Genomic DNA, 24,592 nt, shown 5'->3' on the forward strand with positions numbered 1-24,592 from the left:
AGACGCCGTCGCGGAGGACGTTCATGGCTCTGTCATCGAGACTCGCGCTCGCCGGCCTGCTCGGCGCCGCGCTCGCCCTTCCCGCCCTCGCGCAGCAGCCGGCGGCGCCGCCGGCCTGGGCGCAGGGCCGGCCGGATTCCCAGGCCGCGAGCACGCTGGCACCGCATGCGCCGCGCCTGACCGCGACGCCGGCGGAGCGCATCCCGCTCGACCAGATCCGCGTGCCGGAGGGCTTCCGGGTGGAGGTCTGGGCCAGCGGCATGCCGGGCGCGCGGATGATGGCGCGCGGCGATGACGGCACGATCTATGTCGGCACGCGCACCATCGGCCGCGTCTATGCCGTGCGGGACGAGGGCGGGGCGCGCACGTCACGCATCTTCGCGCAGCGGCTGGACCAGCCCAACGGCGTGGCGGTGCGGAACGGCTCGCTCTACGTCATCGCGATCAACCGGGTGCTGCGCTACGACAACGTCGCGACGAACCAGAACCCGGAGCCGGTGGACCTGACCGCCGCCTTCGCCCTGCCGACCGAGGCGCATCACGGCTGGAAGTTCGCGGCCTTCGGGCCGGACGGGCGCCTCTACATGAACGTCGGCGTGCCCTGCAATGTCTGCTCCTTCGACGAGGACCGCTTCGCGCTGATCCTGCGCTACAACGCGGACGGATCGGGGCGCGAGATCGTCGGGCGCGGCGTGCGCAACTCCGTCGGCTTCGACTGGCGGCCGGGCACGAACGTGCTCTATGCCACGAACAACGGCCGCGACTGGGCGGGCGAGGACACGCCGCAGGACACGCTGCACCGGCTGGACCGCGTGGGCCAGCACCACGGCTTCCCCTATTGCTCGGGTGAGGGGTGGCAGGACCCGGGCCACACCGGGCGGCGCTGCACGGAGTTCCCGGCGCCCGTCGCGATGCTCGGCCCGCACGCGGCGGCGCTGGGAATGCGCTTCTACACCGGCACGATGTTCCCCGAGGCGTATCGCGGCCGCGCCTTCGTCGCGCGCCACGGCTCGTGGAACCGGGAGGCGAAGACCGGCTTCGACGTGGTGACCGTCACGCTGAACGCCGACGGAACGCAGGGCACGGTGGAGCCCTTCATGACCGGGCTGCTGAACACGGGGGAGAACAGCTTCCGCGGCCGGCCGACCGACGTGCTGGTGATGCCGGATGGCGCGCTGCTCGTCTCCGATGAGGAGAACGGCGCCATCTACCGCGTCTCCTACGGGCGCTGACGGGGGAATGCGGGCGCCGATCCTCCGTGGGCTGGCGCTCGCGGTCCTTCTGTCGCTGCCGGCGGGGGCGGCGGACCCCGCCGAGGCCCTGATCGCCGAGCGGAACTGCGCCGCCTGCCACGGGGAGCGCGGGATCTCGGCCATGCCGAACATCCCGTCCCTGGCCGGGCAGCGGCCGGACTTCATCACCCTGCAGCTCATCCTGTTCCGGGAGGGCCTCCGCGACGTGCCGCCGATGGCACAGGCGTCCGAGGGGCTGACGGACGCGCAGGTGGAGGCGCTGGCCGCCTTCTACGCCGCGCTGCCCGCCGGCCCGCCGCCGGACCGCGCGCCGCGGGACGAGGCGCGGGCGGCGCAGGGCGCGGCGCTGTCGGAGCGGCTGCGCTGCGGCATCTGCCACCGCGCCGACTTCTCCGGCCAGAACCAGGTGCCCCGGCTGACCGGCCAGCGGGAGGACTTCCTGGACGAAACCCTGCGCGCCTACCGCGACAACGTGCGGCGCGGCACGGACACGCAGATGAACGCGGCGGTGCACGGGCTCAGCGACGCCGACATCGGCGCCATCGCGCACTTCATCGCGCACCGGTAGGGCGTCGTCCGGGACGGGCCGTTGCCGTCCCCGCCCGCGTGGGTCAGTCTCGCGCCGGTCCTGGTGGAGGCCCGCGCGCGACCCTTGGAACCCGATCGAAGCGCCCTGCCGCCGAGCCTCTACGCGGGGACCGCGGTGCCCGCGCCCGCGACGCCCCCGCTCGCGGGAGACCGCCGGGTCGCGGTCGCGGTGGTCGGTGCCGGCTACACCGGCCTCTCGGCCGCGCTGCACCTGGCGGAGCAGGGCATCGAGGTCGCGGTGCTGGAGGCGGAGGAGCCGGGCTGGGGCGCCTCCGGCCGCAATGGCGGCCAGGTGAATCCGGGGCTGAAGGACGACCCCGACACGGTGGAGACGAAGCACGGTCCCGATCTCGGCGGCCGGATGGTCGCCATGTCCTATGCGGCGGCCGACCTCGTCTTCGACCTCATCGCGCGGCACGGCATCGCCTGCGACGCGATGCGCAGCGGCACGATCCGCGCCGCCTATGCCGCGCGCGACGTGCCGGCCATCCGCGCCTCCTTCGCGCAGGGCGCGCGCCGCGGCATGCCGGTGGAGCTGCTGGAAGGCGCGCGGCTGCATGAGGCGACGGGCACGGACCGCTACGTCGTCGCGATGCTGGACCGGCGCGGCGGGCAGCTCGATCCGCTGGCCTATGCGCGCGGGCTGGCCGCGGCGGCGATGCGGGCGGGGGCGGGCGTGCATGGCGGGACGCGCGTCACGCGCCTCTCGCGCGACGGGGCGGCGTGGCGGCTGGAGACGCCGCGCGGCACCGTGCGGGCGGAGACCGTCATCCTCGCGACGAACGGCTACACCGGCGACCTCTGGCCCGGGCTGCGGCGGAGCGTGGTGCCGGTGTTCTCCGCCATCACCGCCTCCGAGCCGATGCCGGCGGCGCTGGCGCGCACGGTCATGCCCGGCCGCGCCTCGCTGTACGAGGTGGGGCGGATCACCGTCTATCTGCGCGTGGACGCCGCGGGGCGGCTGCTGATCGGCGGACGCAGCGTGCAGCGGGAGGTGCAGGGCCCGGCGGAGCTGCGCTACCTCAGCGACTACGCCGTGCGGCTCTGGCCCGCGGCGGCGTCGCTGCGCTGGACCCATGGCTGGGCCGGACGGCTGGCGGTCACCACGGACCACTATCCCCACCTGCACGAACCGGCGCCGGGGCTGCTGGCCGCGCTGGGCTACAACGGCCGCGGCGTCGCGATGGCGACGACGATGGGCCGCCAGCTCGCGCGCCGCGCCGCCGGCACCCCGGCGGAGGCGCTGGACATGCCGGTCTCCCCCATCCGCCCGATCCCGCTGCACCGCTTCTGGCGCGTGGGCGTGGAGGCGCGCATCGTCACCGGACGCCTGCGGGACCGGCTGGGAATCTGAGCCGATGGCCCGCGATATGCTTTCCCGATGCCCGACAGCCGGAGAGGATGGCCCGATGCCCGCAAGACCGCGCCGATGGATGGCACCGCTCCTGGCGGCGCTCGCCGCCCTCGGGCTCGCCGGGCCAGCCGCGGCGCAGGACTACCCGCAGCGGCCGGTGCGCGTGCTCGTCTCCTTCCCGGCCGGCGGCACGGCGGACATCCTGGCGCGTCTGGTCTCGGAAGGGCTGGCGCGCCGCCTGGGACAGCCCTTCATCGTGGAGAACCGCGCCGGCGCGGGCACCGTGATCGCGGGGCAGGCCCTCACGCGGTCCGCGCCGGACGGCTACACGCTGCTCGTCACCACGGGCACCACCACCTCCTTCATCCCGCTGCTGCACAACAACCCCGGCTACACGCCCGAGCAGTTTGCCGGTGTCGCGATGATCGGCCGCTCGCCCCTCGCGCTCGACGTGCCGGCCAACTCGCCCTTTCGCAGCGTGCAGGAGCTCGTCGCCTTCGGGGTGGCGAACCCGAACCGGCTGAACGCGGCGACCCAGGGGGCGGGCGCCATCTCCCACCTGATGGCGGAGCTGTTCCGCAAGTCCACCGGCCTGGGCTTCACGCCCATCCACTACGCCGGCAGCGCCCCTGGGCTGGTCGCGACCATCGCGGGGCAGGTGGATTTCTACTTCGACGGCGTCTCCACCTCCGCTCCCGCGATCCAGGGCGGGCGGCTGCGCGGCCTGGCGGTAACGAGCGAGCAGCGCATGCCCAACCTGCCGGACGTGCCGACCATGCGGGAACTCGGCTACCCCGAGGTCACGGGCTATGCCTGGTACGGCGTCCACGCCCCCGCCGGCACCCCGGCCCCGATCGTCGAGCGGCTGAACCGCGAGATCAACGGCATCATCGGGGAACGCGAGGTGCAGGACCGGCTGCTGCGCGAGGGCGCCGAGGTCGCGCCGATGAGCGTGGCCGACTTCAACCGCCTGATGGTCGAGGACCGGGAGAAGTGGCGGGACGTCATCGTGCCGCTGAACATCCGGATGGATTGAGGGCTGCGTTGACGAGAAAGGGCCGGGGGAACGGCTCAGGCAGTGCCTTCGCCCCCCGGACCCCCATCCAATCTTATCAGGCTGCCGCGGAAGCCGGAAACGGGATACCCCATCCACGAATTCCGCGGCAGCCTGATAAAGGAAGGAGGGGGTTTGGGGGAGTTCACTCCCCCAGCCTTTACGCCAGGTTCCCAGCGCGGCGCCGCGCCGGCGGACGGTCCACCGGACCCAGTGCGGCCGCACCTTCCGGTGCCGGCGGGTCATCGGCGAAGCGCATGCGCTCCAGCAGGTAGGCCGTGGTGCTCTCGATCTCCTCCCGCAGCAGCGTGGCGGCGGTCTCGCCCTGCCCGGCCTCGATCGCGGCCAGCACCTCGGCGTGGCGGGCCGCGCCCGGCACGCGGCCGATGAGCAGCCAGCGTGCGTCCCAGAAATGCGGGCCGCGGCGCAGCCAGGCCGCCTCGATCATGCCGAGCAGCATCGGCGCGTCGGCGGCGCGGTACAGCGCGAAGAGAAATCCGCGGTCCGCGCGCAGCAGGTCTTCCGGCGCGCCTGATTCCCGCGCCGCGTGCTCGGCGTGCAGGTGCTCGGCCAGGGTGGCGCGGGCCGCGGCGTCGATCAGCGGGGTCGCCAGCCGCACGGCCAGCGGCTCCAGCGATGCGCGGATGGCCCCGAGCTCCGCGAAGGCCGCGCGCGTCAGGCGGGGGACGGTGGCCGTGCCGGAGGGGAGAACGTCCACGGCCCGCTCCGCCGCCAGCCGGCGCAGCGCCGTGCGGGCCGGCATGGGGCTGGTGCCGAGCGCGGCGGCGATCCGGCGGATGGACAGCTTCTGCCCCGGCACGAAGACGCCCTCGACCAGGGCCTGCCGGAGCCGCTGGTAGGCCTGGTCCTCCAGGGAGGGCAGCGCGTCGGAGAGGGCTTGCATGCACCCATTTACGTGATCACACTTCGCGCGAATACGAGATGGCAGGGACGAGGGCAATTCCCGTCTCTCGCCGGCGCGGCGGGGGGGCGTGCGCGCCCGGCCGAGCTCGTCAAAGACAAGTGGCAGGGGGACCGGGACATGATTCTCTCATCCAGGCGCCGCATCCTCGGCGTGGCCGGCGGGCTCGCCGCCGGATCGCTCGCCACCCCGGCGCTGCCGCAGCCCGCCGCGCGGGCAAAGCCCGATCGGATCGTGGTCAACGCCTCCGGCGGCGCGATGGCGAACATCTTCCGTCGCACCTACTTCGCCGAGTTCGAGCGGCTGCACGGCATCCGCGTGGTGGATACCTCCCCCGTCGACTTCGGCAAGCTCCGCGCGATGGTCGAGAGCGGCAATCCCGAATGGACCGTCACCGAGATCGGCGGCCAGGACGCGGTGCGCGCGAAGGAGATGAACCTCGTCGAGCCGCTGGACCTCTCGATCATCAACCTGAACGGCTATCCGGCGGCGGCGCGGGATTCCCACATCTACATCTCGTCGGCCTATTCCACGGCGCTCGGCTATCGCACCGACGTCTTCCCGAACAACACGCAGCCGAAGGGCTGGGCGGAGTTCTGGGACGTCAGGCGCTTCCCCGGCCCGCGTTCCCTGCGCAACCACCCCGTGGACAACCTGGAATTCGCGCTGCTGGCGGATGGCGTGCCGCTGGACAAGCTCTACCCGATCGACATGGACCGTGCCTTCCGCAAGCTGGATGAGATCCGGCCGCATATCCAGGTCTGGTGGACCACCGGCGCCCAGCCCGCCCAGCTTCTGGTGGACCGGGAGGTGGTGCTGGCCAGCGGCTGGAACGGCCGCTTCTTCGAGCTGACGCGCCGCGGCGCGCCGGTCGCGACCGACTTCACCGGCGGCAGCCTGAAGAGCAGCGTCTACGGCATCCCACGCGGCACGCGGCAGGCCTATTGGGGCCAGCAGTTCATCCAGGTGATGACCAACCCCCGACTGCAGGCGATCTACGCGACCGAGCTCTCCTATGCCGGCTTCAACCCCGAGACGATGAACTTCGTCGCCGACGACGTGCGCCCGCTGCTGCCGGCGGCGCCGGGCAACCTGGAGAAGCAGTTCTGGCTGGACGTCCCCTGGTGGACCGAGAACGGCGCGCGCGCGCAGGAGCGCTGGAACCGCTGGATGCTCCGGCGCTGAGGGCATCCCAAGGTGCGACTTGAGGTTCGGGGGATCGTCCGCCGCTTCGGCGCCGTGACGGCGCTGGACGGCGTGGACCTGGCGGTGGCGGAGGGCGAGTTCCTCACCATCCTCGGCCCTTCCGGCTCCGGCAAGACGACGCTGCTGAAGAGCGTCGCCGGCTTCGAGATCCCGGACGAGGGCACCGTCCTCCTCGGCGGAGAGGACGTGACCCTCGCCCCGCCGCGGCGGCGGGAGGTGGGGATGGTCTTCCAGAACTACGCCCTGTTCCCGCACATGACGGTGGCGGGGAACGTCGCCTTCCCGCTGGAGATGCGCCGCCGCCCCCGCCCGGAGATCGAGCGCCGCGTGGCCGAGGCGCTGGCCCTGGTGGAGCTGGGCGATTACGGCGGGCGCCTGCCGCGCCAGCTCTCGGGCGGGCAGCAGCAGCGCGTGGCGCTAGCCCGCGCGATCGTCTTCGGCCCCCGCCTGCTGCTGCTGGACGAGCCCTTCGGCGCCCTGGACCGCAAGCTGCGGGAGGCGCTGCAGCTGGAAGTCCGCCGCCTGCAACGCCGCCTGGGCCTGACCACCCTCTTCATCACGCATGACCAGGAGGAGGCCCTGATCATGTCCGACCGGATCGCGGTGATGGATCGCGGCCGGATCGAGCAGGTCGGGCCGCCCGCGGCGCTCTACGCCCATCCCGCGAACCGCTTCGTCGCCGACTTCCTGGGCGAATCGAACCTGTTGGAGGGAGAGGCGCGGGACGGCGCGGCGGTGGTGCCGGGCTTCGGCGCCGTGCCGCTGCCGGGCGCGGCCGGGCGCGTCACCCTGCTGCTGCGGCCCGAGGCGATGCGCGTCGGCACCGAGGCGGAGACGGCGCTCCTGCAGGGCCGCGGCACGGTGGTGGAGACCGTCTTCCTTGGCCTCTCGGCGAAGCTCCGCCTGCGCGTGGAGGGCGGGCCCGAGGTGCTGGCGCGCGTTCCCCTGCGCCCCTCCTCCCCGCCCCCGGCGGGAGAGGGCGAGACGGTGCCCCTCGGCTTCTCGCCGGAGGACCTGCATGTCGTCCCCGGGGGCTGACCGCGCCGCCCTGGCGCGGCGGCGGGAGGGGGGGCTGATCCTTCTCGCCCTCCCGGCGCTGCTGCTGATCGGCGTGCTCTTCGCCTGGCCGGTGCTGCGCCTTCTCTCGCTCTCCGTGCAGGGCGGCACGCTGGAGCATTTCGAGAAGGCGGCGCTGGACGGGCTCTACGTCTCTGTGCTGCTGGACAGCCTGCGGATCGCGGGGCTGGTGACGGTGATCTGCCTGCTCCTCGCCTATCCCGTGGCACTCTGGCTCTCCCGCGCCGGGCGGCTGGGCGTGGCGCTCGGCATCTTCGCGCTGCTCCTGCCCTTCTGGACAAGCGTGCTGGTGCGCACCTACGCCTGGCTCGTGCTGCTCGGGCGGAACGGGGTGATCAACCGCTCCCTGCGCGACTGGGGGCTGATCGAGACGCCGCTGCCGCTGCTGCACAACGAGGCCGGCGTGCTGATCGGCATGGTCCATGTGCTGCTGCCCTACATGGTCTTCCCGATCTACGCGGCGCTGCTGCGGGTGGACCCGGACCTCGCCCGCGCGGCGGAGGGGCTGGGCGCGCCGGCCTGGCGGTCCTTCCTGCGGGTAACCTTCCCGCTCTCGCTCCCCGGCGTCTCGGCCGGCTGCGCGCTGGTCTTCGTGCTGTCGCTCGGCTTCTTCATCACCCCCGCACTGCTCGGCGGCGGGCAGGTGATCATGATCGCGAACCTGATCGAGCAGCAGGTGCGGGAGCTGCTGGACTGGCCCTTCGCCGCGGCGCTCTCGGCCGTGCTGCTGCTCGTCACGCTGGCGGTCTATGCCCTGATCGGCCGCCTGACCCGGGGAGGCGCCCTTGCCGCGCGCTAGGCGCCGATCCTCCCTCGGCCGCATCCTGCTCGGGACCTTCGCGACGCTCGTCTTCGTCTTCCTGATGCTGCCGCTGCTCGTGGTCTTCCCGATCTCCGTCTCCTCCGCCTCCTACCTCCAGTTCCCGCCGCCGGGCTTCTCCTGGCAGTGGTACCAGCGCTACCTGGAGGACTACGCCTGGATCGACGCCACGATCCGCAGCTTCAAGGTGGCGGCGCTCTGCACAGTGCTCGCCATGGGCCTCGGCGTGCCGCTCTCCTTCTTCCTCGTCCGCTCCCGCCTGCCGGGGGTGCGGGCGCTGGACCGGCTGGCGGCGGCGCCGATCATCGTGCCGACGATCATCCTCTCCATCGCCCTCTACGGCGTCTTCGCGAAGCTCGGGCTGATCGGGGAATGGTACGGGGTGGCTGTCGCGCACGCCGTGCTGGCCCTGCCCTTCGTCGTCATCCTCACCACCGCGGGGCTGCGCTCCTTCGATGAGGCGCAGGAGCAGGCCGCGGCCGGCCTCGGCGCGTCCTGGGCCGTGGCGGTGTGGCGGGTGACGCTGCCGCAGCTGCGGCCGAGCCTCGTCTCCGCCGCCTTCCTCTCCTTCATCGCCTCCTTCGACGAGCTGGTGCTGGCGATGTTCCTCTCCGGCGCCTCGATGACGCTGCCGAAGAAGATGTTCGACAACATCATGATGGAGATCGACCCGACCATCGCGGCGGTCTCCGTCCTTCAGATCCTGCTGGTCGGGATCTGCCTGGGGCTGACCGCCCTGTTCGGCCGCGGCGCCCTGGCCACGACCATCACCCGCTGAGGCATCCCATGGACCCAGAGGTCTTCCACCCCGACTTCAAGGCGCGCCCCTATTGGTGGGACGCCATCGAGATGGGCAACGATCCGCCGGCCGAGCTGCCGGCGCGGGCGGACGTGGTCATTGTCGGCGGCGGCCTGACCGGCCTGAACTGCGCCATCGAGATCGGCCGCGGCGGCGGCCAGGCCGTGGTGCTGGACGCGGAGCCGCTGGGCTTCGGAGCCTCCACCCGCAACGGCGGCGGCGTATCGGGCGGCAACAATGTCGGCAAGGGCCTGTCCGGCGCCAAGGGCCGGCAGAGCCCGCAGGAGGCGCGGGAGGAGCTGCGCGCCATCATGGGCGACGGCGCCGAGGCGCTGAACCACATCGAATCCCTGATCGAGCGCGAGGGCATTTCCTGCCACTACGAGCGGAAGGGCCGCTTCGTCGGCGCCTGGACGCCGAAGCACTACGACGGCATGGCCGCGAAGGTGGAGGCGCTGAACACGATGGCCGACGCCGACGCCTTCATGCTCCCGAAGGAGCGGCAGCGGGAGGAGATGGCCTCCGACTATTACTATGGCGGCATGGTCGTGAACCGCACGGGGAAACTTCATCCCGGCCTGTACCACCGCGGCCTGATGGAGGCGGCGCAGCGTCACGGCGCGACGCTGATCGGCAGCACGCGGGCAGGTCAGCTCACCCGCATTGCCAATGGCTGGCGCGTGGACACGACGAAGGGCCCGATCGAGGCGCGGGAGGTGGTGATCGCCACCAACGGTTACACCGGCGGCCTGACGCCTGACCTGCAACGCCGTCTGATCCCCGTCGCCTCCCACATCATCGCGACGGAGACGCTCGACCCGGAGCTCGCGCGCAGCCTCATCCCCAAGGGACGGACGCTGGCGGATAGCCGCCGCATCCTGACCTATTACCGCATGTCGCCGGATGGCACGCGGGTGATCTTCGGGGGACGGGCGCGCTTCACCCAGGTCTCGCCGGAGGTGTCGGCGCCGATCCTGCGGGACATGATGCTCGCCCGCTGGCCGCAGCTGAAGGGCGTGCGCGTCACCCATGCCTGGACGGGCAACGTCGCCTTCGCCTTCGACGCCATGCCGCATATGGGCGTGACGGAGAAGGGGCTGCACTACGCCATGGCCTGCAACGGCTCCGGCGTGGCGATGCTCTCCTACCTCGGCGCGGAGGTGGGCAAGAAGCTGACCGGACGGACCAACCACGTCCCGGTCTTCGACGGGCGCGACTTCCCGACGCGGGCCTTCTACACCGGGAATCCCTGGATGCTGCCCATCGTCGGCAACTGGTATCGCCTTCGCGATTGGCTGGACCGGCAGGCGGCATGAGCGGCATGCGCATCGGCATCGAGATCGGCGGCACCTTCACCGATCTCATCCTGCTGCGGGACGGGCAGTCGCCCGTGACCCTGAAGGTCAGCTCCACCCCCTCCGACCCCAGCGAGGGCGCGCTCCTCGGCGTGCGCAAGCTGCTGGAGAAGGCCGGCGCCCCCTGGGACGGGGTGGAAGAGGTGCTGCACGGCTCCACCGTTGCCACCAACAGCCTCATCGAGCGGAAGGGGGCGCGGGCCGCGCTGCTCACGACCGCCGGCTTCGAGGATGTCCTGCTGATCGGCCGGCAGGAGAAGACGCGGATCTACGACCAGTTCTACCGCCGCCCCTCCCCCCTGGTCCCGCGGGAGGCGATCTTCGGCATCCCTGAGCGCCTGGGCCCTGACGGCGCCGTGGTGACGCCGCTGGACGAGGCGGCGCTGATGGCGACCGTCCACCGCGCCGTGGAGGCGGGCGTGACCTCCGTCGCCGTCGCGTTCCTGCACGCCTACCGCAACCCCGTCCACGAGCAGCGGACGAGAGCGCTGGTCGAGGCCGCCTATCCCGATCTCGACGTCTCCCTCTCCTCCGAGATCGCGCCGGAATTCCGGGAATACGAGCGCACCTCCACGACCGTCATCAACGCCTATGTCCGGCCGGTGGTGCGGCGCTACGTCACGCGGATGCGGGACGCGCTGCGGGAGCTCGGCTACAGGCGCGACCTGATGATCATGCAGTCCAACGGCGGCGTCCTGCCGGCCGAGGCGGCGGCGGGGCTGCCGGTGCGGATGTTCCTCTCCGGTCCCGCGGCGGGCGTGGCGGGGGCGGCCTTCGTGGCGCGGCGCTGCGGCACGGCGAACCTGCTGACGATGGATATCGGCGGGACGTCCTGCGACATCGCGCTCGTCGTCGGTGGGCAGCCGGAGATGGTGGCCAAGGGGCTGTCCGAGTACCGGATCGACGGCAACCCCATCAACATCCGCATGATGGACATCACCACCATCGGCGCGGGCGGCGGCTCCATCGCCTGGATGGACGACGGCGGGATGTTGCGCGTCGGCCCGCGCAGCGCCGGCGCGCAGCCCGGCCCCGCCTGCTACGCCCGCGGCGGCACCGACTTCACCCTGACCGACGCCCTCGTCCTGCTCGGCCTGATGGACCCCGCGCGCTTCATGGGCGGGGAGATGCGCATCGACCCCGCCCTCTCCGAACGCGCCGCCGGCCCCCTGGGCCAGCACCTGAACATGTCCCCCGTGGAGCTGGCGCGGGCGGTGTTCCGGATCGCGGTGGTGAACATCGCCCAGGCGATCCGGCAGGCAACGGTCCAGCGCGGCCGCGACCCCCGCGACTTCGCCGTGCTGCCCTATGGCGGCGGCGGCGCCCTCTTCGCCGCGAGCGTGGCGGAGGAGATGGACATCGGCGCCGTCGTCGTGCCGCCCAATCCCGGCATCTTCTCGGCCTATGGGCTCACCGTCTCTGACATCCGGCTGGATTACACCAAGTCCGACCCCGGCCTGCGGATCGCAGGGCTGGAGGCCGCGCATGTGCAGGCGGAGTTCGCCGCCCTCGCAGAGCGCGCGCACGCCGAGTTCGCGGATTTCGGTATCGCCCCGGACCGCATTGCCCTGACCCACCTGATCGATGCCCGCTACATCGGCCAGGGCTTCGAGCTCACGGTCACGGTGGACCCGGCGGAACTGGCGCGGCGCGGCCCCGAGGTGGTGACGGAGGCCTTCCACGCCGCCCATGCCGAGCGCTACGGCTACGCCTTCCGCGAGCAGGGCGTGGAGATCGTCAGCTACCGCCTGGAGGCGAGCGTCCCGCGGGAGGGCGTGCTGCCCGAACCCGCCGCGGCCGCCGCCATGCCCGCCCCCGTGCCGCGTCAGGTGCAACTGGACGGGGAGGATCGCTGGCAGACCTATGAGCGCTTCGACCTACCGGTCGGCGCCGAGTTGTCCGGCCCGGCGATGATCTTCGAGCCCACCTCCGCCACCGCCGTGCCGCGCGGCTGGCGGCTGCGGGTGGACGCGTATGGCAACCTGCACCTCACGCGGAACCGGGAGTAGCGCCGATGCCCCTCGACCCCGTGACCTTCAGCACCGCGACGAACATGTTCCACGCGATCGCGAACGAGATGGGCACGGTGATGCTCCTCTCGGCCTATTCCTCGATCGCGCGGGAGGCGAAGGACACCTCCACCTGCCTGCTCGACCCCGGCGGGCGCGTAGTGGCGCAGTCCATCATGATCCCGATCCACATGAACTCGCTCGCCTCGGCCGTGGCCTATCTGCGGGACGGTTTCGACCTCTCCGCGACGGAGGAGGACGAGGTCTATGTGATGAACCACCCCTACGCGAACGGGCAGCACCTCAACGATATCATCATCCTGCTGCCGATCTTCCATGAGGGACGGCTGAGCGGCTTCGCCGGCAGCATCTCCCACCACGTGGACATGGGCGGCGGCGCCACGATCAGCGCGACGGCGACCGAGCTGTACCAGGAGGGGCTGATCATCCCGCCGATGAAGCTGAAGGAGTCCATGGCCTTCCATGGCGGCGTACTCGAGAAGATGCTGGGCGCCAACGTGCGCGCCCCCGGCCTGGTGCTGGGCGACTACCGCGCGCAGCACTTCGCGTGCCTGCGCGGTCGGGAGCTGTTGCAGGGGATGATCCGCCGCTTCGGCGCGGAGACCGTCACCCAGGCCATGACGGAGCTGCAGGACTACGCGGAGCGGGTCATGCGCGCCAACCTCGCGCGCCTGCCGGACGGGACCTATTCCGGGGAGGATTTCTGCGACGGGCTGCGGCCCGGCGACCCGCCCATCCCGATCCGCGCGACGGTGACGATCCGCGGCGACGAGGCGCAGGTGGATCTGAGCGGCTGCGCCGACCAGGTGAACGGGCCGGTGAACTCGCCCATCGCCTCCACCTGGTCCGCGGTCTTCACCTTCTTCATCTCGATGATGGAGGAGGGCGCGCCGGTGAACGATGGCAGCTACCGCCCGATCCGCGTCACCACCCGCAAGGGCTCGATCTGCGACCCGATCTACCCCGCCCCCGTGCGGTCCCGCATGTCCACCAGCTACCGGATCTACAGCGCCCTGCGCCGCGCCTTCGCGGAGGAGGTGCCGGACCGCGTGGCCGCCTGCGGGCACGAGACGACGACCTCCGTCGCCTTCATGCGCCGCACGCCGGAGAAGTATCACGTCTATCACGAGGTGATCGCCGGCGGCCTCGGTGCCTCCATGCACGGAGATGGGTGCGACGGCGTGGCGCAGCCGTTGTCCAACACCGGCAACACGCCGGTGGAGGTGACCGAGGTGGACCTCGATTTCGTGCGGGTGCGTTCCTACGGCCTGGTCGAAGGGTCGGGCGGCGCGGGGCGGCATCGCGGCGGGAAGGGCATCCGCAAGGTCTACGAGGTGCTGAAGGACGACGTCACCTTCTGCAGCAACGGCGACCGCTGCGGCAGCGCGCCCTGGGGCGTGGCGGGCGGTGGTCCGGGCCGCCTCAGCGCCTTCCGAATCCTGCGCGGCGAGGAGACGATCGAGCTGACCGCGCTCAACACGCGGCCCACGCTGAAGGGCGACGTGATCGTGGTGGAGACCTGCGGCGGCGGTGGCTGGGGACAGGCGGGCGGCGCCGCCGAATAGCGTCCCTGTCTCCGCGTTCCGCGGCAGCTCGATAGAAGAAGATAAGTGGGGGTCCGGAGGAGGGAATTCCTTCTCTCCCCCGGCGTCCTCCGTGCACCGCATCCGCGCATTCAAATAACTTTCACGCCACGACGCGGGGCTGAGACGTTACTGGCGCAGGCATACGGAGTTCCGGAGCCGCGATGCACCCGCCTGAGACGAAGCGAACCTACCGAACCGTCTTCCTCTCCGACGTTCACCTGGGAACCCGCGGCTGCCGCGCCGACTTCCTGGCGGACTTCCTCGCCTCGGTGGAGTGCGAGCGGCTCTATCTGGTCGGCGACATCGTGGACGGGTGGCGGCTGCGGAAGTCCTGGTACTGGGACGCACGGCATGACGAGGTGATCCGCCGCCTTCTGAAGCTCGCCCGCAAGGGCACGCAGGTCACCTACATCCCCGGGAACCACGACGAGATGTTCCGCGGATGGTTGGGGCTGGAGGTGGCCGGCATCCGTCTGGCACGGGAGGCGGTGCACACCACCGCCGACGGGCGCCGCCTGTTGGTGATCCATGGCGACGAGTTCGACAGCGTGGTGCGCTACGCGAAATTCATCGCCCTGCTGGGCGACTGGGCCTATGACACGGCGCTGACGCTGAACCGTCTCTTCAATGTCGTGCGCCGCCGGATGGGCTATCCCTACTGGTCGCTCTCCCAGTGGCTGAAACGGCAGGTGAAGGGGGCGGTGAAGGCCATCGACCGGTTCGAGGAGGCGCTGGCGCACGAGGCGCAGCGGCGCGGCTTTCAGGGCGTGGTCTGCGGCCACATCCACCACGCGGAGATGCGGGACATCGGCGGTGTCCGCTACATGAACGATGGCGACTGGGTGGAGAGCTGTACCGCCCTGGTGGAACACGCCGATGGCCGGTTCGAGCTGCTGGACTGGGCGGCGGAGCGCCGGCTCTCGCTCTGGCACACCTCTCCGGAGGATCCGGTGCCGGCCTGAGGGGCCGCGCCGGCCACCGGCAGGCTGTCATCGATCCTTCATCGTCGCGCCATCAACGCGTCAGCCCGGACGGATAAGTCGCGCCCATGTTGATCATCGAGGGACTGACCCGCCGCTACGGCGAGCGGATCGCCGTGGACGACGTCTGCCTGGAGGTGCCGAAGGGCAGCTTTGTCGGCGTCATCGGCCGGTCGGGGGCTGGCAAGTCCACGCTGCTGCGCATGGTGAACCGGCTCGTGGACCCTTCCGCCGGCCGCATCCTGTGGGAGGGGAAGGACGTCACGACGCTGCGCGGCCGCGCGCTGCGGGACTGGCGCGCGCGCTGCGCCATGGTGTTCCAGGGCTTCAACCTCTCCGGCCGGCTGGACGTGCTGACGAACGTGCTCGTCGGCCGGCTGAACCAGGCTCCCGCGCACCGGTCCCTGCTGCGCCTCTGGTCCGCCGAGGACCGCGCGATCGCCCTGACCGCGCTCGAGCATTTCGACATCGGGGAGCTGGCGGCGCAGCGGGCCGACCACCTGTCCGGCGGGCAGCAGCAGCGCGTGGCCATCGCCCGCGCCCTGGTGCAGGAGCCCGAGATCATCCTGGCGGACGAGCCGATCGCCTCCCTCGATCCCCGCAACACGCGGCTCGTGATGGACGCGCTCGCGCGCATCAACCGGGACTACGGCATCACCGTCCTCTGCAACCTCCACGCGCTCGACATCGCGCGCGCCTACTGCCACCGCCTCGTCGGCCTCTCGGCCGGGCGGATCGTGTTTGACGGCCCGCCGGACGCGCTCGACGACGATGCCTCCCGCGCCCTCTACGGGCTGGAGGCCGCGGAGGTGGTGGACGCCGCCCCCGCCCCGCGCGCGCCGGTCGCGCCGCTCAGCCCCTTCCTGCTCCCCGCCTGAGCGGGCCGCTTCCGGCCCGCCTTCCTCAAAGAGAGGTCCCTATGCTGTTGCAACGCCGCGCCCTGCTGGGCGCCACCGCCGTCCTGGCGGCCCCGTCGCTCGCCCGCGCCCAGGCGCCGTCCTGGGCGGCCCGCTACCCCGAACTGGTCTTCGCGATCATCCCGTCCGAGAACGCCTCCGGCGTGACGGAGCGCTACGGTCCCTTCGTGAACTACCTCTCCCGTCGCCTCGGCACCCGCGTCACGCTGCGCATCGCGAATGACTACGCGGCGGTGATCGAGGGGCAGCGGGCCGGCAACATCCACATCGCCTCCTACGGCCCCTCCTCCTTCGCCCGCGCGCTCATGACCGGCGCGCAAATCACCGCCTTCGCGATCGAGACGAACCTCGACGGCACGAAGGGCTACTACTCCGTCTTCTACGTGAAGGCCGACAGCCCCTATCAGCGCGTCGAGGGCCTGCGCGGCAAGAACCTCGGCCTCGTGGACCCGAACTCCACCTCCGGCAACAACGTGCCGCGCTTCGCCCTGAACAAGATGGGCATCAACCCGGAGCAGTTCTTCGGCCGCGTCGTCTACACCGGCAGCCACGAGAACGCGGTGATCGCGCTCGGCCAGGGCACGGTGGACATGGCCGCGAACTGGTGGAACGACGAGCAGGAGAGCAACCTGCTGCGCATGGAGCGCAAGGGGATGGTGCGCGCGGCCGACTTCCGCATCATCTTCAAGTCCGACCAGATCGTGAACTCTCCGGTGGCGTATCTGAACACCCTGCCGGACGAGCTGAAGGCCGCGATCCGCACCGCGGTGCTGGAGGTCCACCGCGCAGACGAGGCCGCCTTCAACCGGATCTACGAGGGCAAGCAGGGTCCGCTGGAGGCCGTGGACAACGCCGCCTACGAACCGATCATCGAGCTGAACCGCTTCGTCGACAATCTCCGCCGTCGCGGCTGATCACCGGAGCGCGGTCCCCTGGCCACCACCATCACGCGCCTGCCGGGGGACCGGCTGGATGAGTTGCTGCACGGGTATCGCGCCGCCGGGCGCGGTGCCCGGCGGCGGTCCCTGGTCACCGCGGTCATCGTCGCCGCCCTCGCCCTCCTCTCCGCCCATGTCGCCGAGGTGGACCCGGCGCGGCTCTGGACGCATCTCGGCGGCTTCCTGAACTACTTCGACCGGCTGCTGACGCTGGAATCCGGCGGAGGCCGCGTCTGGACCGACCCGGGCGAATGGCTCTGGGGTTGGAAGAAGTGGGGCCTCCTGCTCGCGGACACGCTGCTGATCGCCTATGTCGGCACGGCGCTCGGCGCCATCGGCGGCTTCCTGCTCTCCTTCGTCGCGGCGGCGAACCTCGTGCGGAATCCCTGGCTGCGCGGCACTGCCCGGCGTGTCCTGGAATTCTGCCGGACCGTCCCCGACATCGTCTTCGCGCTGATCTTCGTCATCGCCTTCGGCCTGGGCCCTGTCCCGGGCGTGCTGGCCATCGCGATCCACAGCATGGGCGCCCTCGGAAAGCTCTTCTCCGAGGTGGTGGAGAACATCGACCGGAAGCCGGTGGAGGGGGCGGTCGCGTCCGGCGCCTCCTGGCCCGCCATGGTGCGCTTCGCCGTCCTGCCGCAGGTGCTGCCGAACTTCGCGAGCTACGCGCTGCTGCGCTTCGAGGTGAATGTCCGCCAGGCCTCCGTCCTCGGCTTCGTCGGCGCGGGCGGCATCGGGCAGGACCTGATCGAGGCGATCCGCAAGTTCTACTACAACGATGTGGCCGCGATCCTGCTGATGATCATCCTGACGGTCATGCTGATCGACCTGGCCACGGAGCGGCTGCGTCACTGGCTGATCGGTGCGATGGAGCGCCCGGCATGAGCGCGGCCACCTCCTCCCTCCGCGCCGCGGCGCTGGCGGACCGGGCCGGGCTCGCGGCCCGCCACCCCGCGGTGTTCCGCCCGCTGCCGCCGTCGCGGCTGGTGGCGCTCGCGATCTTCGCGGCGGCGCTCGGCCTCCTCGTCTTCGGCCTGTGGCGGCTGGAATTCTCGCCTGGGCGGATCGCCGGCGGCTTCGAGCAGCTCCTCCACTTCCTCGGCCTGATGGTGCCGCCGAATCCCGGTACCTGGTCGCGCACCCTGCTCATCCTGCACGGGCTGGCGGAGACGCTGGCCATCGCCTTCCTCGGCACGTTGCTCGCCGCGGCCATAGCCTTCCCGATCGGCTTCCTCGCGGCGCGCAACACCTCGATCAACCGGATCGTGCAGTTCCTGTCCCGCCGCGTGCTGGACAGCATCCGCGGGGTGGACGCGCTCATCTGGGCGCTGATCTGGGTGAGCGTCGTCGGGCTCGGCCCCTTCGCCGGCGTGCTGGCGATCATGACCAGCGACATCGGGACCTTCGGCAAGCTCTTCTCCGAAGCGATCGAGGCCGCCGACCGCAAGGCGGTGGAGGGCGTGACCTCCGCCGGCGGCGGCAGGCTGCACGGGATCCGCTTCGGCGTGCTGCCGGCGGTGCTGCCGGTCATGGCGGGCCACCTGCTCTACATGTTCGAGAGCAACACCCGCTCGTCCACCATCATCGGGATCGTCGGCGCCGGCGGCATCGGGCTCGCGCTGTCAGAGATGATCCGCACCCTGGAGTGGGGCGTCGTCTCCTTCATCGTCCTGCTGATCCTGGTGACGGTCGCGGTGATCGACCTCGTCTCCGGCCGGCTGCGGCGGGCGCTGGCGGGCTGAGGGCGCGACCTGCCCGGCCGTGCGGCCGGTCCCCGGTGCCGCCCGCGTCCCGGTGCGGCTAGGCGATCGCGGCGGCGCTCGCCCGGACCACGGGGCCGGCGCCGGGCCAGCGCTGCCGGGCCGCGGCGGCGTCGAGAACCCTCGTCAGCTCCGCATCCGTCCTTCGGGGGGCAGGGGCGTCGGCGATCAACCGGCGCACCGCCCGGAGGTCCGCCTGGACCTGCCCGGCATGGCGCAGCGCATCCGCCCCCATCTCGGCCAGGACCTGGAGCAGCCTGTCCTGCACGGCCTGGACCGCCGCCGGATCGCGCGCGGGAAGATCGGGCGGGATGGTCACCACCGGCAGGCAGGCCGCCTGCAGGGCGAGGGACATCGGCGCGGAACAGGAGAGGCCGAGGTCGTGATCCCGGGCGGCCCGGCGCAGGGCCGCGATGCCGCCCGCCGGACCGGACTCGATCGTCCGGAACCAGCTTCCCGCCTCCGCCGGCCCGTCGAGGACGCTGAGGGTCGCCACCCCGAGCGTCCCGAGATTCTCGAAGACCGGCCGGAGCGCCGCCAGTAGGGCGGTGTCGCCGTCATGGGCGAAGAGCACGCGCCAGGGTGTCCCGGGCTCGGGCGGCGCGGTCTCGGCGCCTCCCGGATCGCCGGAGAGCCAGTCCGCCGCGGCCAGCCCCTGCCCGAGGAAGAGACCCTCCTCCTCCGGACCGGCCGAAAGCTCCACCACGGGAAGGCCGGCGGCCGCGCAGCGGGCGCGGAGCGCCGCGAGGTCCTCGGGCGGGACGGCGCCCGGGGCCACCAGCACCCCGTCCGCCCGGCCGCAGCGCGGGTCGCCGAAGGGGAAGGAGGGAAGGACGGGCCGGAAGATGACGGACCGGCCGACGGCGTTGCGCGTCGCGACCCGCAGCGGCGTCGGCAGCACGCCGCCGCTCCGGTCCAGCGTCAGCAGCACGCGCGGTGCCGGCTGTGGCGTGCGGAAGGACAGGCGGCGGCCGAGCACCTCGCGGTAGAGGCGGTCATACTCGACCGCCATCGCGGCGGCGTCCCAGTGGCGCCCCGCGCCGGACTGCCAGTCGAGCACCGCGTCGCGCCGCGCGCGCACGGACGCCGGCTCGCGGCGGAGCCGGCGGAGCAGCGCCAGCAGCTCCTCGGGCGTCGTCCGCGGATCGACCAGCCATCCGCCCGGATCCTCGGTGATCCGCTCCGCCAGGGCGCCGGTCTTCGTCGCCACCACCGGCACGCCCGCGGCCCAGCACTCCGTCAGGGTGTGGCAGTAGGTCTCGGGCCAGCGGGACAGGATGACCCCGACATGCGGCCGGATGCCCGCCACATGGGCCGCGAAGTCGTCCCGCGTGTAGCGTCCGTGCAGGATCAGCCCCGGCCGGGCGGCGAGGCTGCGGTCCGTGGCACCGAGGACGTGGAACTCGATCTCCCGCCCGCCGTCGAGCGCGGCGACGGCCGCCACCAGCGCGCCGCCCTTCGCCTCCGAGATGTTCCCCGGCACGAGGACGCGCAGGCGCTCGTCCAGGGTCGGCTCGGTGGCCAGCATCTCCATGCGCGGGAAGCTGCGGCCATGGGGGATCAGCCGGAAGTCGCGCTCCTCCAGGAAGGGGAAGTTCCGGGTGAGCGTCGCCCGGGCGGCGTGGGACGTGGTCACGAAGGCGTCGCAGGCACTCAGCGCCTCGCCCATCATCTCCTTCCAGCGGTGGACGTAGCGGTGGCGCAGCGGCGGCATTGCGTCGGCCGGCCACAGCTCCGCCTTGCAGTCCGCCTCGCCGCGCGTGCAGGGCCCGCCGCAGAAGCGGCCCTCCGCGTCGAGCAGCTTCGTGGTCGGGCAGATCGTGTAGAAGTCGTGGAAGGAGAAGATCACGGGCACGTTCAGTCGCCGGCACACCTCCGGCAGCCCCAGACCGTGCCAGGCGAGGTGCCGGATGTGCACCAGCTCGAAGCCGTGCCGCAGGATCAGGTCCGCGACCGCCCGGTCGTACTCGGTCGAGCGGTGGGAGGTCGGCTCGATCGGGCGCTCCAGATGGTGCGTCTCGGTCACCGTCTCCGGCTTCCCCTCCGAACCGGATGAGGGCGGTCGATAGCGGGAGAGGGTGAGACTTCTCGAATCGCTCGACAGCAGCCAGGGTTCGTAGCGGTCGGACAGCGCGCCCATGAGGTCGCGGTTCGTCAGCGGCGTGCCGCCCGTCTGCGTCGAGACGACGAAGAGCACCCGTGGCCGGGGCGTGTCGCCGCCCGCGCGCGCCCGGTCCAGGGCGCGGCGCACGCGCCACCGGACGGCCAGGATGGCCGGATCGGACCGGAACATCCGCGTGAGCTTGCGGTACTCGGGATAGCGCTCGTCCAGGATGACGCGCCCGGACGCGTAGAGCCCCGCCTTCTCCGCCCCGAAGGAGGCGGAGCGCTGGTGCCAGACGAAGCTGCGGTCATCGAGGACGTTGTCGAAGCCGGCGCGCGCGGCGCGCATGCAGAAGTCGTTCTCCTCGCCGTAGCCGCGCGGGAAGGCGGCCTCGTCGAACAGGCCCACGACGTCGAGGCAAGCCCGGCGGACGTAGAGGCAGAAGCCGTGGCCGGTCGGCACGACCGGGAAGGCCGGGGCCGGGCATTGCCTGACCAGGCGGGCCATCTCGTCCACACCGAACCAGGGGAGCATCTCGTTCGCGACGTTGATCTCCGGGACGGAGAAGGCGCCGGAGTTGTTGGAGACGGCGGTCGCCGTGCCCGTGCGCGGCCCCGAATGCGCCGCGGCGCGAAGGCCGTCGAGCCAGCCCGGCCCGACCGCGGTGTCCGAGTTCAGCAGCACCACGTCATCCCGGCCCGCCAGGACGATGCCGCGGTTGACCGTGCGGGTGAAGCCGAGGTTCTCCGGGTTCTGGTGGATCTCGACGCCCGGGTGGCCCCGCCAGCGGCGGAGCACCTGGGCCACCTCCGGCTGCGTGCTGGCATCGTCGATCAGGATCAGCCGCGCGGGGCCCGTGGTGTGGCGGACGACGCTCTCCAGGCAGCGGTCGAACTCCTCGGCCGCGTTGTGGATCGGCACGATGACGGAGACCGGCGCCCCGCCCTCCGCCGGCATTCGGAAGGCCAGCTCCCCGTGATCCCTGCGCCAGGGCGGCAGCGCGTCCGGCGCCGTGACCACCTCGCCCGGCAGCGGCTCGGCCACCCCGTGCGGCGCCGCGGCGATGCGCAGCGGTCCTCCCTCGCCCGGGTGGTGGCGCGGAAGCAGGACCTGGAAGCCGCCCTTCGACTGGGTGAGGCCCGCGCGCACGAGATCGGGCCGGGACAGATTCGCCTCGACCGTGTCCCACCGCGTGCCGTCGAGCAGGAGGTCCACCGTCTGGACGTCCTGCGGGCGCCCGCGCTCGGCCAGCCAGCCTGTCGCCGTCCCGGACTCCACCCGCTCCAGCTTCCCGGTCAGGTCCCGGTGGAGCGTGAGGGTCCGGCGGGCCAGTTCGACCCCCGACGCCATCAGGATGAGCTCGCGGGACCGTCCATCGAAGAGCGAGGCGCCCGGCGCCGCCTGGCGCAGGCTGCCGGCCAGCGCCTCGAGCGGGAAGTCGAAGCCGAAGGTCGGCTCCTCCGAGCCGTCGTCGAAGGGAAGGTCGGGCCGGTGCAGGGTGAGGGGCACCGGCACCGCGTCGCAGCCCTCGAGCTGGAGCGAGGGCTGCTCCCAAGGGGCGTCCAGCACCCAGCCGCGGACCCCGCCGCGGTCCGCCCGTTCCAGTCCGCCTTGCGGTCGGAACGCGCTGGCCTGCAGGACAGGGGGCGTGAGGGGAATCGTCTCCCCGCCGAGCTGGACGGTGGCGGAGATCGGCCCCTCGACGGTCCCCAGCCGCAGCAGCGCGTGGAAGTCGCGGCCGGCGGGCAGCCCGTCGCGGGCCGGCAGGTCGCGGCGTTCGCGAAGCCGCCGCAGTGGGATCTCCAGGCGTTCCGCGCCCCAGAGCAGGACCAGCCGTGGCACCGCGGCCGCCAAACGGTGTTCGGGCGCGCGAAACCAGCCAGCGACGTGCAGGAAGCTGTCGCGCCGCGCGAAGGTTTCGACGTGCCCCGGAATCCGCTTCGCCCCTCAAACCGCGCAGCGTGTTCCTGTCAAGGATCAACGCCTCATACAGGGAGACTATTGTCAGAGTTGTGATCGTTTCGACAAGTCAAATATCTTTAACGCGGCCGTCTGCTGTTCTGACTGGCGATGCTGGCCACCGGTCGGTCGCGCCTCGCAGACCTGCTGATGCCGGCTCCTCGATGCATCGCCTTCAAGCCTTTATCCCTCGCCCGTGTTCGCGCCACACTCACCTGCCCGATTCGTGGCAAAGCAGGAGGGACAAAAACTCACGGCCGGCCACAACCGTCTCATTCCTGCACCACCGTCACGGTTGAGTGCGACGCTCCCTTGCTGCCGGGCCGTGTCCCGGTAAGGATGCCTTCGCCCGTGGGTTGCGCCGATGGGTAGGGAGCCCAGAATGGCCTCAGACCCCCGGCGTCATGCGATGGTCGCGGTCTTCCTGCTTCTGTCGGCCTGCGACGCGGCGGGGCCCGTGATCACGCCGGAGACGCGGCTTCGTCTCGCTCAGGCCGTGAACGCTGCGCCCACCGCCGAAAATCCGGACGCGACCGGTGCGGCTGGCGTCCAGCGCGCCCTCATGGCGCGGGAAGGCCGGAGCGAGGCGCGCCTGCTCGCGATCGGGCGCGAACTCCTGCGCGCGGGGGACGCGGCCGGGGCGCGCCAGGCCTATGCCGAGGCGCTCGGCCTCAACGCCGGCAGCGCCGCGGCGGCGGGCGGCCTCGGCCTCGCCCACGACCTCGCGGGCGACCGCGCCGCGGCCCAGGCGGCCTATCGCCGGGGCCTGTCCGTCGCGCCGGGCGACTGGACGCTGCGGAGCAACCTCGCGGTCTCGCTCGTTGGCAGCGGCGCCGCGCGGCAGGCGATCACGGTGCTGGCGGCGGCGGAGACCGTGGCGGACGCGCCCACCCACGCGCGGCACAACCTCGCCCTCGCCCTGGCGGCCGACGGCCAGGCGGACCGCGCCGTGCGCGTGCTGCGGTCGGAGATGGGACCGGCCGATGCGCGCGCGACCGCGGAGGAGATGGTGGCCTATGCGCGCCAGCTCGCCTCCGAGGGCGCACCCGGAGCAGCCCTTCCCGCCCCCGGCGCACGGCAGGATGCGGCGCCGGCCGCCACCCCGTCCGCGGCGCTTGCGGCCTCCCCCGCAACAGCGCCCCCCGTCATCGCCGCCGCGCCATTCCCGCCCGTGCCGCCGGCCCCGGTCGGCATCGCCCCGTCCACCACGCCCTCCCCGCCGGTAACACCGGTCGTTCTGTCGCAGGCCCCGCCGCCCCGACACTCCATGGCGGAGGCGCCCGCGCCCTCGGCCCGCACGCTGGTCGCCCTGGCACCGCCCGACGAGGAGCGGTCTCCCGACCGGACCCCCTCCTTCTGGACCACCCTCGCCCGCGCCTTCCCGGCGGAGCGAAGCACCGGGACGCCGGCCCTGGCGCCCGGCCTCGCCACGGCGGCCTCCCGCGGGACGCTCCTGCCCGATCCCCTCGGCCCCGGGCCCCGCACCGCCTCCCCCGACGCAGCGCGCGCCGCAGAGTCGCTGGCCTCCGCCGAGAGCGCCCTCTCCGCCGCCCCGCGCGACGCAGCGATGCGACAGGCCGCGGGGGAGGCGGCCGTCAACGCCGGCGCCCTCGACCGGGCGGAGGACTTGCTGCGGGAGGGGCGCGAGACAGGCACCGACAGCGTCCGCATGGCCCTGCTGGAGGCGCGGCTGGCCCGCGCCCGGGGCGACAGCGCCCGCGCCCGCCGCGCGTTGGAAGAGGCGGCCCGGGTGCGGGAGGAGCAACTCCGGGCAGGGTTCTGATCGGCGGCGCGGGCGACTCCGGGGGAGAGAAAGAATTCTCTCCCCCGGACCCCCTCGCTTCTCTTTCTGTCAGGCTGCCGCGGAAGGCGGAGATGGGAGAGCCCACA

The 24,592-nt window shown here is 72.2% G+C and carries 19 protein-coding genes; 17 read left to right on the top strand and 2 right to left on the bottom strand.

Annotation, left to right across the window (positions count from 1 at the left end):
• Nucleotides 1-23: 23 nt before the first annotated feature.
• From ACP6CK_RS19215 to ACP6CK_RS19230, 4 genes are all read left to right on the top strand, one after another.
• Entirely contained in the window at nucleotides 24-1,232 is a 1,209-nt protein-coding gene (locus ACP6CK_RS19215) for a PQQ-dependent sugar dehydrogenase (RefSeq protein ID WP_426954911.1), read from the top strand.
• 7 nt (nucleotides 1,233-1,239) lie between these two features.
• The gene (locus ACP6CK_RS19220) at nucleotides 1,240-1,821 is read left to right on the top strand and encodes a c-type cytochrome (RefSeq protein WP_426954912.1); all 582 of its coding nucleotides are present in this window, start codon (nucleotides 1,240-1,242) and stop codon (nucleotides 1,819-1,821) included.
• Nucleotides 1,822-1,905: 84 nt separating this feature from the next.
• Entirely contained in the window at nucleotides 1,906-3,195 is a 1,290-nt protein-coding gene (locus ACP6CK_RS19225; RefSeq protein ID WP_426954913.1) for an NAD(P)/FAD-dependent oxidoreductase, read from the top strand.
• Between the two features lie 55 nt (nucleotides 3,196-3,250).
• Nucleotides 3,251-4,231, top strand: a complete 981-nt coding sequence (locus tag ACP6CK_RS19230) for a Bug family tripartite tricarboxylate transporter substrate binding protein (RefSeq protein ID WP_426954914.1) — start codon at nucleotides 3,251-3,253, stop codon at nucleotides 4,229-4,231.
• A 178-nt stretch (nucleotides 4,232-4,409) separates the two neighbouring features.
• On the opposite strand, the gene ACP6CK_RS19235 is transcribed toward ACP6CK_RS19230, so the two are convergent.
• Complete coding sequence (locus ACP6CK_RS19235; protein WP_426954915.1) at nucleotides 4,410-5,153, bottom strand: GntR family transcriptional regulator; 744 nt, start codon at nucleotides 5,151-5,153, stop codon at nucleotides 4,410-4,412.
• Nucleotides 5,154-5,291: 138 nt separating this feature from the next.
• On the opposite strand from ACP6CK_RS19235, the gene ACP6CK_RS19240 reads away from it, so the two are divergent.
• From ACP6CK_RS19240 to phnE (ACP6CK_RS19295), 12 genes are all read left to right on the top strand, one after another.
• A complete protein-coding gene (locus tag ACP6CK_RS19240) occupies nucleotides 5,292-6,356 on the top strand; it encodes an ABC transporter substrate-binding protein (RefSeq protein ID WP_426954916.1) in 1,065 nt (354 codons plus the stop codon).
• 12 nt (nucleotides 6,357-6,368) lie between these two features.
• Nucleotides 6,369-7,415: an ABC transporter ATP-binding protein gene (locus tag ACP6CK_RS19245; protein ID WP_426954917.1), complete on the top strand. Its 1,047-nt coding sequence runs from the start codon at nucleotides 6,369-6,371 to the stop codon at nucleotides 7,413-7,415.
• Nucleotides 7,396-8,253 (top strand): ABC transporter permease, encoded by an 858-nt coding sequence (locus tag ACP6CK_RS19250; protein ID WP_426954918.1) that lies wholly within the window; start codon nucleotides 7,396-7,398, stop codon nucleotides 8,251-8,253. The genes ACP6CK_RS19245 and ACP6CK_RS19250 overlap by 20 nt, the downstream gene beginning before the upstream one ends.
• Nucleotides 8,240-9,052, top strand: a complete 813-nt coding sequence (locus ACP6CK_RS19255) for an ABC transporter permease (RefSeq protein ID WP_426954919.1) — start codon at nucleotides 8,240-8,242, stop codon at nucleotides 9,050-9,052. Before ACP6CK_RS19250 ends, ACP6CK_RS19255 begins: the two co-directional genes overlap by 14 nt.
• A gap of 8 nt (nucleotides 9,053-9,060) precedes the next feature.
• Nucleotides 9,061-10,389, top strand: a complete 1,329-nt coding sequence (locus tag ACP6CK_RS19260; protein ID WP_426954920.1) for an NAD(P)/FAD-dependent oxidoreductase — start codon at nucleotides 9,061-9,063, stop codon at nucleotides 10,387-10,389.
• Nucleotides 10,386-12,437, top strand: a complete 2,052-nt coding sequence (locus tag ACP6CK_RS19265) for a hydantoinase/oxoprolinase family protein (RefSeq protein WP_426954921.1) — start codon at nucleotides 10,386-10,388, stop codon at nucleotides 12,435-12,437. Before ACP6CK_RS19260 ends, ACP6CK_RS19265 begins: the two co-directional genes overlap by 4 nt.
• Nucleotides 12,438-12,442: 5 nt before the next feature.
• Nucleotides 12,443-14,023 carry a hydantoinase B/oxoprolinase family protein gene (locus tag ACP6CK_RS19270; protein WP_426954922.1) on the top strand — a complete coding sequence of 527 codons (1,581 nt, stop codon included), beginning with the start codon at nucleotides 12,443-12,445 and terminating at the stop codon, nucleotides 14,021-14,023.
• A 182-nt stretch (nucleotides 14,024-14,205) separates the two neighbouring features.
• Complete coding sequence (locus ACP6CK_RS19275) at nucleotides 14,206-15,006, top strand: UDP-2,3-diacylglucosamine diphosphatase (protein WP_426954923.1); 801 nt, start codon at nucleotides 14,206-14,208, stop codon at nucleotides 15,004-15,006.
• An 86-nt stretch (nucleotides 15,007-15,092) separates the two neighbouring features.
• Nucleotides 15,093-15,902 (top strand): phosphonate ABC transporter ATP-binding protein, encoded by an 810-nt coding sequence (gene phnC / locus ACP6CK_RS19280; RefSeq protein ID WP_426954924.1) that lies wholly within the window; start codon nucleotides 15,093-15,095, stop codon nucleotides 15,900-15,902.
• 41 nt (nucleotides 15,903-15,943) lie between these two features.
• Nucleotides 15,944-16,855, top strand: a complete 912-nt coding sequence (phnD, locus tag ACP6CK_RS19285) for a phosphonate ABC transporter substrate-binding protein (RefSeq protein ID WP_426954925.1) — start codon at nucleotides 15,944-15,946, stop codon at nucleotides 16,853-16,855.
• A 63-nt stretch (nucleotides 16,856-16,918) separates the two neighbouring features.
• A complete protein-coding gene (gene phnE / locus ACP6CK_RS19290) occupies nucleotides 16,919-17,764 on the top strand; it encodes a phosphonate ABC transporter, permease protein PhnE (RefSeq protein WP_426954926.1) in 846 nt (281 codons plus the stop codon).
• Nucleotides 17,761-18,621, top strand: a complete 861-nt coding sequence (gene phnE, locus ACP6CK_RS19295; RefSeq protein WP_426954927.1) for a phosphonate ABC transporter, permease protein PhnE — start codon at nucleotides 17,761-17,763, stop codon at nucleotides 18,619-18,621. Before phnE (ACP6CK_RS19290) ends, phnE (ACP6CK_RS19295) begins: the two co-directional genes overlap by 4 nt.
• Nucleotides 18,622-18,679: 58 nt before the next feature.
• Here the strand turns inward: phnE (ACP6CK_RS19295) and ACP6CK_RS19300 are convergent, their stop codons facing one another.
• Nucleotides 18,680-22,585 carry a glycosyltransferase gene (locus tag ACP6CK_RS19300; protein WP_426954928.1) on the bottom strand — a complete coding sequence of 1,302 codons (3,906 nt, stop codon included), beginning with the start codon at nucleotides 22,583-22,585 and terminating at the stop codon, nucleotides 18,680-18,682.
• A 499-nt stretch (nucleotides 22,586-23,084) separates the two neighbouring features.
• On the opposite strand from ACP6CK_RS19300, the gene ACP6CK_RS19305 reads away from it, so the two are divergent.
• The gene (locus ACP6CK_RS19305) at nucleotides 23,085-24,485 is read left to right on the top strand and encodes a hypothetical protein (protein ID WP_426954929.1); all 1,401 of its coding nucleotides are present in this window, start codon (nucleotides 23,085-23,087) and stop codon (nucleotides 24,483-24,485) included.
• Nucleotides 24,486-24,592 lie beyond the last annotated feature (107 nt).

The sequence above is a fragment of the Muricoccus radiodurans genome (assembly GCF_050154705.1).
GTDB lineage: Bacteria > Pseudomonadota > Alphaproteobacteria > Acetobacterales > Acetobacteraceae > Roseomonas > Roseomonas radiodurans.